At 69.0% G+C, this 12,920-nt stretch carries 11 protein-coding genes; 9 read left to right on the plus strand and 2 right to left on the minus strand.

Going from position 1 to position 12,920, the window contains the following annotated elements:
* The first annotated feature begins 27 nt into the window (after nucleotides 1-27).
* The 5 genes from CHF15_RS38000 to CHF15_RS38025 all read left to right on the plus strand — a co-directional run bounded on the left by CHF15_RS38000 (nucleotide 28) and on the right by CHF15_RS38025 (nucleotide 5,376).
* On the plus strand, nucleotides 28-726 hold the full coding sequence (locus CHF15_RS38000; protein WP_089228507.1) for an SDR family NAD(P)-dependent oxidoreductase: 699 nt from the start codon (nucleotides 28-30) through the stop codon (nucleotides 724-726).
* Between the two features lie 452 nt (nucleotides 727-1,178).
* The gene (locus CHF15_RS38010) at nucleotides 1,179-2,480 is read left to right on the plus strand and encodes an amidohydrolase family protein (protein ID WP_089228509.1); all 1,302 of its coding nucleotides are present in this window, start codon (nucleotides 1,179-1,181) and stop codon (nucleotides 2,478-2,480) included.
* 98 nt (nucleotides 2,481-2,578) lie between these two features.
* Entirely contained in the window at nucleotides 2,579-3,442 is an 864-nt protein-coding gene (locus CHF15_RS38015; RefSeq protein ID WP_089228510.1) for an LLM class flavin-dependent oxidoreductase, read from the plus strand.
* A gap of 245 nt (nucleotides 3,443-3,687) precedes the next feature.
* Entirely contained in the window at nucleotides 3,688-4,287 is a 600-nt protein-coding gene (locus tag CHF15_RS38020) for an SMI1/KNR4 family protein (RefSeq protein ID WP_179280148.1), read from the plus strand.
* Between the two features lie 105 nt (nucleotides 4,288-4,392).
* On the plus strand, nucleotides 4,393-5,376 hold the full coding sequence (locus tag CHF15_RS38025) for a helix-turn-helix domain-containing protein (protein ID WP_245939269.1): 984 nt from the start codon (nucleotides 4,393-4,395) through the stop codon (nucleotides 5,374-5,376).
* Nucleotides 5,377-5,459: 83 nt separating this feature from the next.
* On the opposite strand, the gene CHF15_RS38030 is transcribed toward CHF15_RS38025, so the two are convergent.
* Nucleotides 5,460-8,123, minus strand: a complete 2,664-nt coding sequence (locus CHF15_RS38030; RefSeq protein ID WP_220093377.1) for an outer membrane protein assembly factor BamB family protein — start codon at nucleotides 8,121-8,123, stop codon at nucleotides 5,460-5,462.
* 1,250 nt (nucleotides 8,124-9,373) lie between these two features.
* Here CHF15_RS38030 and CHF15_RS38035 point away from each other — a divergent pair.
* Nucleotides 9,374-9,910: a hypothetical protein gene (locus tag CHF15_RS38035; RefSeq protein WP_089228513.1), complete on the plus strand. Its 537-nt coding sequence runs from the start codon at nucleotides 9,374-9,376 to the stop codon at nucleotides 9,908-9,910.
* Between the two features lie 66 nt (nucleotides 9,911-9,976).
* Here the strand turns inward: CHF15_RS38035 and CHF15_RS38040 are convergent, their stop codons facing one another.
* On the minus strand, nucleotides 9,977-10,249 hold the full coding sequence (locus CHF15_RS38040) for a DUF3253 domain-containing protein (RefSeq protein WP_089228514.1): 273 nt from the start codon (nucleotides 10,247-10,249) through the stop codon (nucleotides 9,977-9,979).
* 181 nt (nucleotides 10,250-10,430) lie between these two features.
* Here CHF15_RS38040 and CHF15_RS38045 point away from each other — a divergent pair, with 181 nt between their 5' ends.
* From CHF15_RS38045 to CHF15_RS38055, 3 genes are read left to right on the plus strand one after another with little or no spacing between them, the layout of a single operon-like run.
* Nucleotides 10,431-10,655, plus strand: coding sequence for a hypothetical protein (locus tag CHF15_RS38045; RefSeq protein ID WP_089228515.1), 225 nt, complete (start codon nucleotides 10,431-10,433; stop codon nucleotides 10,653-10,655).
* The gene (locus CHF15_RS38050) at nucleotides 10,652-11,767 is read left to right on the plus strand and encodes a sensor histidine kinase (protein ID WP_089228516.1); all 1,116 of its coding nucleotides are present in this window, start codon (nucleotides 10,652-10,654) and stop codon (nucleotides 11,765-11,767) included. The genes CHF15_RS38045 and CHF15_RS38050 overlap by 4 nt, the downstream gene beginning before the upstream one ends.
* 15 nt (nucleotides 11,768-11,782) lie before the next feature.
* Nucleotides 11,783-12,913, plus strand: a complete 1,131-nt coding sequence (locus tag CHF15_RS38055; RefSeq protein WP_089228517.1) for an endonuclease/exonuclease/phosphatase family protein — start codon at nucleotides 11,783-11,785, stop codon at nucleotides 12,911-12,913.
* Nucleotides 12,914-12,920: the final 7 nt, after the last annotated feature.

Here is a 12,920-nt window from a genome sequence, read left to right on the forward strand (position 1 = left end):
CCGCGGGCCGGGACGAGTGTGGACGCCATGACCATCACCGTGATCACCGGGGCCAACAAGGGCCTCGGCTACGAGACAGCCCGCCGACTGATCGAGCAGGGACACACCGTGTACGCGGGAGCCCGCGACAGCGCCCGTGGAGAGCAGGCCGCCACACAGCTGGGCGCCCGCCCACTGCTGATCGACGTCACCGACCCGGCGTCGGTACACGCAGCGGCCGAGGCAGTACGGGCCGAATCCGGCCACGTGGACCTGCTGGTGAACAACGCCGGCATCACCGGCCGTCCCACCACCGCGGCCGAGCCTGAAGCCGAGCTGATGCGCCGGATATACGACACCAACGTCTTCGGGCCGGTTCGGACCATCCACGCATTCCTGCCACTGCTGTCGCGGCCCGGCGCGACCGTCGTCAACGTGAGCAGCGGGCTCGGTTCCCTCGCAGTCGCCGCCGACCCGGCACTGCGCGCCTCGGTGCCGGGCTGGGCGCCGTTCCCCGCGTACGCCTCGTCCAAGGCGGCGCTCAACATGCTGACCGTCCTCTACGCCCAGACCTTCTCGCACCTGGCGTTCCGCGCCGTCGACCCCGGCTACACCGCTACCGACCTCAACGGACACCGCGGAATCCGGACCGTGGAAGCAGGAGCGCAGACAATCGTCGAAGTGGCTCTGGGCGAACGAGCCGCTGGCACCCTGTTCGCCGGCGCGGACGGTGAGCTGCCCTGGTGACACTGGCGCCACCGATCAGTTGACCTCAGACGAGTGTCGTCAAGCGGTGCACATTCAGTAGTAGCCGTCCGGGTGGCCTGGCGCGCCAGGCAGGGCGCCGGGCCCCTCCCGAACTGCCACCAGAGCTGCAGGAGAGGGTGAGGCCGGCGGTAACAACGCCGATGTCCTGGTGGAGGAAGCCGGTGAAGGAGCGGATCGGCCTCGGGTCGCAGCGTTCGGTCTTCCGGATCCACTCACGGCAGGTTGCCGCGGCGGTGACGTGTCCCCTGCGGCCTTGCGCTGGTGGGGCCGGGCAGGCGCTGCTCGAGGGCGTCGATCCCGCGTGCCGCGAGGCCGGTGGTGCCGTGGAGGAGGGGCGACTCCCCCGCCGGTGGGGCGAGTTAACCTGACGCCGCGTGACGCCGTAGCGTCCCGCGCCTGCCCATCAAGCGCACTCGTTCGGGAGGGGCCTCGTGCCCAAAGCAACGGCGATCGTCAACGCGAGGGTCTTCGACGGCACCCGACTGCGGGACTGGACGTCTGTCCGGTTCGCCGACGGCACCATCACCGACTGCGCCACCGGTCCCACCGCCCACGACGGCGACGAGGTGATCGACGCGGAAGGCGGCACCATCCTTCCGGGGCTCATCGATTCGCACATCCATCTGGTGCCCGGCGCTCTGGCGCAGGGGCTCACTTTCGGCGTGACCACCGCACTGGACATGTTCAGCCCGCCCGACGTGATGGCTGTGGCCAAGGAACAAGCCGGCGCTCGGCCGGACGTGGCAGACGTGCGTTCCGCCGGGATTGGTGCCACGGCACCGGGCGGGCATCCCTCCGCGATGTACGCCCCGTTCCCGACCCTGACCGGCCCGGAGCAGGCCGAGCAGTTCGTCGCGGACCGGGTCGCCGAAGGCTCGGACTTCGTGAAGATCTTCGGCCCCTCGGGTACAGCGGGTCCATGGGCGATGCCGTCGTTGAACCCCGCCACGATCGCCGCCTTGACCGAGGCGGCACATCGTCGCGGACTCGTGGTCGTCGCGCACGTCAACTCCCTGGCCGGGCTGCGCGAGGTCGTGTCGGCGGGCGTCGACGTCATCGCGCATGTGCCCGTGGACGGCGAACTGGACAGGTCCCTGGCCGAGCGGATCGCCGAGGCCGGAATCGCGGTCGGCCCGACGCTGGCAACCACCGAGAACGTCTTGGGCGAACCGGGCGGCGCCGCTGTGGCCGCGGACCCGCGACTCGCCGGGATGCTCGGTGACGCACAGATGCGGAGGCTGACCTCCGGCGCATCGGCGCAGCATGGGCGGAAGACGCCGCCCTATTCCCGTGCCGAGGAGAACGTCGGCCGCCTGGTCGACGCGGGCGTCGCGATCCTGGCCGGCACCGACGCCCCGAACCCGGGAACCGTGTTCGGGGCAAGTCTGCACCGGGAGCTGGAACTGCTCGGCCGCTGCGGCATGACGCCCGCTCAGGCACTGAACGCCGCGACCGCCGCTCCGGCACGTGTGTTCAACCTCGCCGACCGCGGGCAGGTCGCACCTGGTCAGCGCGCGGATCTCGTCCTCGTGTCCGGCGACCCGCTGACCGACATCACCGCGACGCGGGCCGTCGAACGGATCTGGCGGGCAGGCGTCCCCTGTGACCGGCGTGCGTTCGTCGCCAACGCCGCCGAGGCGCAGGAACTCGACGCCTTCGACGCCCGTGTCGCCAGGGTCGTGGCAGCCGTCCGCGAGCGCCGGTACGGCTTCGGCCAGTCCAAGGCCGACTAGGGAGCGGCACAGTCCGGCGTCCGGCAGCGGCCCGGCATGAAGCCGCCTGCCTCCGAATGCGATTGCCCCGTCAGCGGCCGGCTGGGCATCCTGCTGGGATGCGATTCTCGATCAACATCCCCAACTTCGGTGACTTCGCCGACCCACGCAACGTCGCTACCGTGGCCGCTGCCGCCGAACAGGCCGGCTGGGACGGGCTCTTCGTCTGGGACCACGTATTGCACCGGCGGCACCAGGGGCGTCCCTTCGGGGACCCCTGGATGCTGCTGACCGCCGCCTCGCTGGCGACCTCACGAATCCGGCTGGGCGCTCTGCTGACGCCGGTGCCCCGTTACCGTCCCCAGCAGCTGGCCCGCCAGGTGGCCACCCTGGATCACCTCAGTGGCGGCCGGGTGATTTTCGCCGCGGGCCTGGGCGGTCCGATCGAGGACGAATACGGCAGCTTCGGCGACGCCGCCGAGCCACGCCTTCTTGCCGAACGTCTCGACGAGGGGCTGGAGGTGTTGAGGCGCTTCTGGACCGGGGAGCCGGTGAACCACCGCGGCCGGCACTACGAGGTCCGTGACGTGACGCTGCTGCCTGCCACGGTGCAGCAGCCCGGTCCACCGGTGTGGATCGGCGGCTTCTGGCCGCACCGGGCGCCCATGCGGCGGGCAGCACGGTGGGACGGCGCTGTGCCCCTGTTCGAGACGGCCCGGCATGGGCATGTGCCGGATGTGGAAGAGGTGCACGAGCTGGTCGGCTACGTGCGGAAACACCGTACAGACGAGGCCGAGCGGCCCTTTGAGTTCGTGCTCGGCGGTGCCACGTCCCCGGACCCGGCGAAGGCCAGGGACGTGATCGGTCCGCTGCATGACGCCGGCGTCACCTGGTGGGACGAGCGACAGGTCCAGAGCGATCCGGGCCTGGACCGGCTCCTTCCGGTGCTGCGCCGCATCGAAGCGGGGCCACCGGTGATCTAGCATCGCCATCCGGCTCGGTTTTGCGCGGTAGAACGATGCGCGCCAGGTCGCCTGCCTGGTCGGCGTGATCATTCCGCTGCTTCGGGTCCTCCCACCCGGGAAGCGTCACGCGCCCCTCGCCGCCACCTGATCTGCGGCCGCACACCGGCGAAGACGCCACCGCATCGTGATCCGTAGAGTACGGGCCGATACGACGCCGGCCTGCCGCGGAGAGCCGAGCCGGGCGCGCACAACGGAGGACCGCTTTGACCGACTACCTGTCCGCAGTCATGGCGATGCTCGGCCCCGCCCAGAACCGCTTTGCAGACCCTGCCGCATGGGACCGTCTCCACGCGGATCTCGGCATAAAACTGCCGTCCGACTACCGGATCCTGATCGACGCGTACGCCCCGATCCAGCTCAACAGCCACCTGTACCTCCATCACCCGGCAACCGAGGAATGGAACCTGGGCCAGGAGATCCGGGCAACCGTCCAAGCATGGTCCGAAGTGCCGTGGGACAAGCTCGACCTCGACGCGGACGAAGACCCGCGCCGGCTGTTCGGACTCGCCGAGCTCAGCTTCGGCACCCCCAACGGACTGTGGCCGATCGCAGGCACCGACCGCGGTGAGACGATCTTCCTCATCGTCACCACCAGTACCCCCAGGCTCGTGGTGAGCTATCACGAAACCTGGGCAGAGCACCGCATCAGCTTCGCCGAATGGCTCTACCGCTATCTCATCGGCGAAGACATGACCGGCCCCAACAGCGCGGCCTTCTATCCCGGGCCCGTGCAACTCCAACATCTGCCGATGTCCGCCGATGAACGCCCCGAGCCCTGGTACGGCCCCGAACGCGGCATGTGAAAAACGAACCCGGACTCAGGATCGGAGATCACCAGCTCTACCCGAGGATCGGTTTCCCGGTACACAATCGCGGCCGGGACACCCATATACACTTTCCACGTGACCATGCCAGACATCTCGGCCGTCAACTCGGCGTCCAACTCCAGTTCACCTCGACTGCACATCCAGGTTGCGCTGGCTCACGCAAAACGCGACGAGTTGCTGCGCCAGCGATGGCAGAACCTCAACAACGCCCGACCCTGGCATGCGCACTCATTGCGAGTTCCCAAACAGTACACGACAGGCCATTACCGGTGCTGGTTGGATTCCTCCACGATCGGGGACATCGCGGTAAGTGAACAATACGGCGACGCGGTGGAAGGCGTCATAGGCATGAAGCGGGCCACGGAGCGACGCACAGTGGTTCACATCGTGCAAAGCGGCGGGCTGAGTCTCACCGAGGCAGGCCGAACCGTTCAGGTCCCACCGGGCACGCTGTGCGCACGGGACGCACAGGTACCCAGGGAGTTTTCGTACCGGCCCGGCACACGCGCGCAAGTACTGCTGCTGCCCTCCGAAACACTGGCCGACACAGAACTCGATCGGTTGCCGACGCTCACGCTCATCTCCCAGAAAGCACCCGAAGCGCGACTGCTGCTGGGGCAACTTCATCTGATCCGCAAAACGCGGAATGATTTGAGTCCGGCAGGTGTCCGCGCCGCTCAGCGGTCTGTGCTGCAATTGCTTGCCGGAGCGCTGATGGCCCGCGGGGTTTCCGCGGATTCCGTCTTCCGCCCTTCGCTTCGCACGGCTGCCCGCAACTGCGTGGAGGCCCGCCTCCTGGACCCCCAGCTGTCCCCGGCCGAGATAGCGAGGACGCTGTCGGTTTCCGTTCGCACATTGCACCGGGCGTTTGCAGAAGTCGATGAATCCCTGATGGCATATGTACGGCGGCGCCGCCTGGAGCGGGCACGCGAGGAACTCATCGCGCTTGACGGGAGGTACACCGTGTCCGCCCTGGCGGCTCGATGGCACTTCGCCGATGTGAGTCACTTCAGCCGGGCCTTCAAGCGGCAGTTCGGCGAGACACCGAGTTCGCTCGCGCACTGAAGGCGGGACGGCGCGGGTCCTTCCGCTCCGCGTCCTGCCGGATCAGGCTTCGGCAGGACGCGGAGCGGTGGGCCGGGCGCGGTCTAGTGAGCCGACACCGGGGTTGTGACGTTGCTGAAGTTGTTGGCGCCGGCGGCGTTGGCCGCCGTGACCGGGCCGTGCGTCCAGATGCCGAACGTGTTGTTGGAGATCGTGTTTCCGGTGATCTGGATGGACATCGGGTCCACGGTGCTCACGAGGATGCCGGTGGTCTGCAGATCGTCGGTGGTGCCCGTGTCCGTGTCCCCGACGGTGTTGTTGGTACCGATCTGGTTGTTGCTGACGACGTTGCCACCCAGGTCCGTGCCGGACGCACTGCCGTGCACAGCCACGGCCGCCCAGCCGTTGCCGGTCATCACGTTGCTCTGCACGGTGTTGCCGTAGACCGCGCCGCCGGCCACGGCCGACGCGAGGGTGACACCGCCTCCGCCCGCAGCGAGTCCGTTGTCGAAGACGTTGTTGCCGGTGATGGTGTTGCCGAAGACGCCCCCGTCACTGGGGGCGCGCACACCGCCGGGAGCCGCCGCGCCGTTGCGGGAGACCAGGGCGAAGCCCGATCCCGAGGCATTGCCGTGCACGGAGTTTCCGCTGAAGGTGCTGCCCGACGCGGGACCGGTCTCGTCGCTGATGACGATCCCGGAGGCGTTGCCGCTGACGGTGCCGGCCAGCACGGTGGCGTTGGAGCTGCCGAGCAGGTGGATGCCTCCGCCGCAGTCACCGGGCTCGTCCGGCGTCCCCTGGCACGAGGTGTAGGAGTTGGCGACGGCGTTCGGGCCCGTACCGGTGTTGTTGCCCGAGACGATGGTGTTCGCGATGGTCGCGTTCTTCACACTGTTGACGAGGATCCCCTCGCCGACGGCGTTCTTCACCGTGAACCCGGTCACCGTGACGTCGGGCGCGCTGATCTCGATGCCGTTGATCAGATTGGTGGCGTCGATCGTGACGTTCGAACGGGCTTCGAGGGCCAGCGGCTTGGTGACCGCGACGTTCTCGTGGAACGTGCCGTTGCAGACGACGACCCGACCGCCGCCGGCCACCGCATTGACAGCCGCGTTGATCGAACTGAAAGCGGGAGTGCTGCAGCTGGTGTCCGCCGCGGAGGCGACGGCGGTGGGCGAGACGTAGACGGTCTGCGGAAGGGTCCGCGGCAGGGAGAACGCGTAGAGCTTGTTGTTGTCGCCCTTGGTCGGGAAGAACGGGCCCATGTTCTGCGTGTGGTAGCCGGATCCCCAGTAGACCGAGCCGTCCACGATCGACGCGCCGCCGAGGACCGCGCCCCCGCTGGGGAAGCCCCACTTGACGGCGCCGGTCGCGGCGTCGAGGGCGTACATGTTGTTGCCGGTCGGATTCGTGGACCCGCCGTAGACGACGCCGTTCGCGCTGGACACGAAGGACATGGGAGACGCCGAGTCGGGCGTCGCCGTCTCCCACAGGATGTTCCCGGTGGCCGGGTCGAGGGCCGCCCAGAAACCGCCTGTGGTGGTGGACTTCTGCCCGGTCGCGGACGTGAGCGTGATGGGCAGGTGGTTGGTGTTGGTGTTGGCGACGTAGATGCGCTTGCCGTCCACGGCCGAGCCCCACTGGAGGCCGCCCAGGTTGCCGCCGGGGCCGACAGCCGTGGCCCAGACGATCTTCCCCGTGACCGGGTCGAGCGTCCAGTAGACGCCGCTCTTCTGGCCGATGCCGAGCAGGTCGGTGGCCTTGCCGTTGACCGTGGTGGTGAAGAGGTTGGGCGCGGAGCCGAAATCGAAGTCGTCACCGAAGCGCTGGCCGACGGTCCAGGTGTCGGCGGTCAGCGTCTTCGTGGCCCAGGCGATCTCGCCGGTGTGCATGTCGAAGGCGACGATGGAGTCCTGGTAGTTGTCGTCCGCCCCGGGAGCGCAGCCGGTCTCGTCGGGCGAGGTGCAGACGCCGGGCGGCACGGTGTAGTTGTTGCCCGTGCCGACGTACACCAGGCCGGTCTTCGCGTCGACCACCGGGTTGCTGCCCCACACGGCGCCGCCGGTGTAGCCCTCGGGGACCACGTAGGTCTTCCACAGCTTCTTGCCGGTGACGGCGTCCAGGGCGACGACGCTGCCGCGGAACGTGAACGGCGGAGCGAATCGCTCGGCCTTGGACGACACGCCGACGTACACGACACCGTCGGCGATGACGGGCGACGACGTGACGATGGCGGCCGGGTCCGCGTCGATCTGGGTCTTCCAGAGCCGAGTGCCGCTCAGGGCGTCGATCCCGAAGAGGAACGCGCCGTCCTTGCTGTTGCTGCGCTGCTCGCCCGAGCCCGTGACGATGGTGCCGTTCCAGTACGCGGGGCTGAGCCGCGAGATGTCGCCCGCGATCCCGGTGTAGTCGCTGATCCGGTGGCTCCAGATCTTCTGACCGGTCGTCGCCTGCACCTTGTAGAGGTTGCCTGCCCAGTCCGGCGCGTACACGTAGCCGCCCACCACGGTCGGCGTCGCCGAGACGCTGTCTCCTGTGGTGAAGGTCCACTTGGTCTTCAGGTCGGCCACGTTGCCCGTGCCGATGGTGCGCTCGGCGGCCGCGTTGTGCGTGTCGCCGAGGTCGCCGCCCGCGTACGGCCAGTCGGACGCGGCGGCCGTCGGCGCGACCGGGGTCGCGGCGGTCGCGGACGGTGTGGCCGCCACGGCGGTGGCAGGCAGGGCCACTGCGATTGCGGCCATCGCCAGCCCGGCCAGGTGAGCTCGCACCCGCCCTCGCCTCGTGCGGGTGGGTACCCGGGGTATGGACATGAAAAGGAGCCTCCCGTTGCTTGCTGATCTTGCGATCGAGAGCATAGAGACGCTCTGCCGAGCCGGGCGGACACCTTCGGGGCCTGGCATACAGCCTTCGGGCACAGGAAATGGGATGAGCGCGGCCCGGTTTCCGGAATGCTCCGGAAGGTTCTCGAGACGGTTCGAACGTGTGGGGCGGCGGGGCTCCACCAATATCCGCTACGGAGCCCTGCACAATTTCACCAACGCCGGGGAAGTCTTCTTGGACGGGTCCCGAAGAATTGCCCTGAACGGGATTCAAGGATGCAGGCAGTGTCGCCGATCGACGAGCGTTCTCGAAGTTCCGTCCGGCATGACTTCCAGGGCCCGAACGACGCATTTTTGGCGCTGCGTTGAGGAGTTTCGGGGCGCAGCCGATGAGATGTGGCTCGACGTGGAGGAATGCGATGGAGCGTCACGCTCATCCGGCGCCGGCTTGATGTCGCAGCTCCGCGCACTGCGACCCGCGCGGCAGGCCGGAGAGTCTGGCGACGACACAGCGGCGACGAGGGGCCCGACAGCGCTACCGCTGCCAGCACAACCATCGCCGCCTGGCCGGTCGTGCCGCACCGCAAGCGTGAGATCGGACCGCCAGCTCAGGCTCCGGCACAGCCTCGGCCATCTCGCCCCGAAGCAGTAGTGCCGCGAGCTCATCGCCGCGTTCGCGGCACCGCTCATGTTCTACCGGAGGCATGAGGGCGCATTGACGACCGTCATTGAATGATCCTGAGGGGCAAGCCACCGGTTATGCGATACGAGACGGCGCGAGCTGCATGAGGCAAGGCTCGGGCAAATTTGCCGGCCACGCCTTAGAGGCCGTGCCGCAGGCTTACCTGACACGGGGAAGCGGGCCCGGCATCGAGCCTGCAAATCAACGCACCCAGAAAGGCGAGGCTCATCAATCGCAGGTCGCGAGGCAGTACGCGGCCGAGGCACCGTGCAGCAACCACGCTCATCCCGGGGATGCCTGGCGAGTGTGGCACGGAAGTTCATGTGCCTGGCGCTCACCTTCCAGTACGCCGGCAGGAGTTCGTGATCCTCATGTCTGGATGGCCTCTCGTCGGCAGTGGACGGGTTCCGCACCCCTGAGCCTGGAGGTCGTCGGGATGCGAGGTCTTCGTCGGCGACGCACACCGGTTCGAGAATCCTCCAGCCGACCGGCTGCTCTTCCGCCTAGGGTGTCGATCATGTTCAAGTCAGGGGTGGGATTCCTCGCACTGTTCGGGCTCGGCTGGTGGCTGCTGGCCACGAGCGCATTCGACGGCACGGCTCGGCTCATCGAGGTTGTGGCCGGCTGCACCGTCGCGCTGGGGCTGATGCTTGCCGCGCGCCGTTTCCTCCCTCCGTCGGCAGGGGGGCCGTTTCCCGCCGACCGACGTCGGCGGTTCAACCAGATCAACGGCTTCCAGTGGCTCCTGATCGTCGCCATCGCCGTGGCGTGCGCCCGCGCCGGGATGCCGGTGCTCGTTCCCCCGCTGGTGGCGATTGTCGTCGGGCTCCACTTCCTCCCGCTCGCCGTGGTGTTCGAGCAGCCCCGGCTGCGGGTGCCGGCGGCTCTGTTGATCGCGGCCGGGATATCGGGCATGGCCGTGTGGCTCACGGACAGCCCGGACGGGACCGTTCGCCTTGTGGTGGGCCTCATCGCCGCGCTCTCCCTGTGGGGTATGGCGATCTGGACGGTCACGGGGGCGGCATCCGCCGGCGCGCGTGCCGTGCGGGAGTAGGGGCACCGCAGGTACGTGATGGTCATCCTGCGTGGGGATGCGCCCCAGGCAGGAGCGGCCGCGACGTCAGCGCAGGCGTCGGATACGGATGGGGCCGCGCGCCTTGTCCGGGTCAACGGGACGGCCAGCCTGAGTGATCTCCACCTCGCCGGCCGTGGCCAGCCGCCGAGCCGCGCGCCGGGCCGGTTCCATCAGCGCGCGCCAGCCGTCATCTTCCCCTTCGAAAACCGCCCGGGCGGCGTCGGAAGGGCAGATCGTCGCGCCCGGGGCACGCCCGTCCAACAGTTCCAGGATGGCTCGCTCCAGGCGCTGGTCCGTCTGCCGTTCGTGCTGCGGCACTCAACCAGTGTCCCAAGAACAATGAGCGGTCGCTTCACCCGACGGGAAGAGGCAGGGCACCGAGTGGCGGCCAGGTGCAGGGGCAACACCTGATGCCGAGGCCGGCGGTCCGGGCCCGGGCTCCCGTATCCCCGTGGTTTTCGATACGCCGACGATATGTGGCGACTCGTACTCTCGGAACATGCACGTGTTGATCATCGAGGACGAGCCCGCCTGGGCGACTGCGAGCTTCCGGCTCGACCCGTTCGGCCGTGACCTCTCCCGCAACCGGCGCCATGTCTCGTCGGCCGGGAAGCAGTTCGCCGCTCTCGAAGGCGAAGCCGCGTCCGCCCCTGCCGTGTGCGTCACGTTCGCGGCAGTGCGGCGCCACACGGCCGGCGGCCGACCGCGAGGGAGCAGAGCGTGAACAGGCGGCCGGGGCTCAGCGTTCGGTTCAAGCTCACCCTCAGCTACGCCGGTTTCCTCATGTTCGCCGGTCTCCTGCTGCTCGCGGCGGTGTGGGTGTTCCTCCTGCGCTACGTCCCCGATCGCGCGATGCTCATCAACCCCGATGACCGGCTCAAGGGCGTCTTTCCCGTCCGGTCCGCCCTCCTGGACGTATTCGTTCCGAGGGCAGCCGCGGTACTGGCGTTCCTGCTGGCGTTCGGTCTCGTGGGCGGGTGGATTCTCGCCGGTCGCATGCTCGCCCCGCTCACCCGCATCACGGGCGCCACGAGCATGGCGGGCAAAGGGTCGCTCTCCCACCGGATCCGGCTGCCGGGCCGAAAGGACGAGTTCCGTGAACTGGCCGACGCATTCGACACGATGCTCGCCCGCCTCGAGGCGCACGTGGCCGAGCAGCGGAGATTCGCGGCCAACGCCTCGCACGAACTGCGCACCCCGCTGGCGATCTCGCAGGCGCTCCTCGACCTGGCCCGCAACGATCCGAAGCAGGACCTCGACGAGATCATCGGCCGCCTGCACGCCGTGAACACCCGCGCGATCGACCTCACCGAAGCGCTGCTCATGCTCAGCCGTGCCGACCAGAGGTCCTTCTCCCGGGAGCCTGTCGACCTCTCCCTGCTCGTGGAAGAGGCCGTCGAGACGCTGCTACCGCTCGCCGAGAAGCGCGGGGTCACCATCGAGAGCTCCGGTGACGTCGCCCCGGCCTTCGGCTCACAGGCACTCCTGCTGCAGTTGACGACGAACCTCCTCCACAATGCGATCGTTCACAACCTGCCCGACCGGGGGACGGTGTGGCTGGAGACCGGCGCCGGCCCCGAGACCGTGGTGCTCACGGTCGAGAACTGCGGCGAGAAGCTCTCCCCGCAGTTGGTCTCGACGCTCACCGAGCCTTTCCAGCGCGGCACCGAACGCGTTCGCACCGACCACGCGGGTGTCGGACTCGGCCTGGCCATCGTCCGGCGGATCACCGAGGTGCACGACGGTTCCCTCACCGTCACCCCGCGCCCTGAGGGCGGACTCCGCATCGAGGTTCAACTGCCCGCACCACCGGCACTCTCCCCGAAGGACATCTGACACGTGAGCGAAGCAGTGCGAGAGGTTCCGGATGCGCGGAAGCAGGACGACGTCCAGGAGCGCGCCGAGATCGTGGCCACGGGTCGGGAGGGACGGGGCGGCGCCGGTCGCGGGGGCACGGGCTCGGGTGCCCGGCGGGCGCGTATCCGCCGGGCGCTCCGCAGCCTCCGGGGGCCGGAACCGTGGCGGCGTGGCCCGGTGCTCACGGCGCTGGCACTGCTGCTCGGCCTGCTCATGCTGCTGCACACGGAGATCACGGACCGGGGCGGTCTCGGCAGCCTGGTGGAGACGTTCCTGCCGTGGTTCGGGCTGATCGTCGCGGTGCTCCTTGCCGCGGCTTTGTGGCGCCGCTCGGCCGCGGCGGTGGTCGCCCTGCTGCTGCCGGTCGTGGTCTGGCTGAACCTCTTCGGCGGACTGCTTTCCGACAAGTCCCAGCCGGGCGCCGACCTCACCGTGGTCAGCCACAACGTCAACGCCGACAACCCCGACCCGGTCGGTACCGCCCGCAACCTGGCCGCTTCCGGGGCGGATCTGCTGGCGCTGGAGGAGATGACCCCGCGGACCGCGGTCGTGTACGGGAAGGAGCTGGCCAAGGCGTACCCCTTCCACACGGTGCAGGGCACGGTCGGGCTGTGGAGCAGGCTGCCGCTGTCGCACTCCCGGTCGGTCGACGTCCTGCGCGGCAATGTCGGGCCGCTGGCGAAGACCCGGAAGGCCGAGGACCTCCCCGTGGACCCGCCCCGGGCACTGCGCACCACGGTGGCCACGGAGCGGGGGCCGCTGGCGGTGTATGTGGCGCACCTGGGGTCGGTGCGGCTGATGCCCAGAGGGGGCTTCTGGACGGACTCGCGTGATGCCGGCGCGGCCGCCCTCACCGAGGCCGTCGCCGCCGAGCGGAACGAGCGGGTGGTCGTGCTCGGTGACATGAACGGCACCGTCGAGGACCGCGTCTTCCGCGGCCTCACCTCGCAACTGGAGTCGGCCCAGGAGGCGGCCGGGGACGGCTTCGGCTTCAGCTGGCCGGCGTCCTTTCCCATGGCGCGGATCGATCAGATCCTGGTCAGGGGTGTGGAGCCGAGGAGCTCGTGGGTCCTGCCGCCGACCGGCAGCGACCATCTGCCGGTGGCGGCAGGCATCAGCTGGTGAACCCGCG

This window comes from Actinacidiphila glaucinigra, assembly GCF_900188405.1.
GTDB lineage: Bacteria > Actinomycetota > Actinomycetes > Streptomycetales > Streptomycetaceae > Actinacidiphila > Actinacidiphila glaucinigra.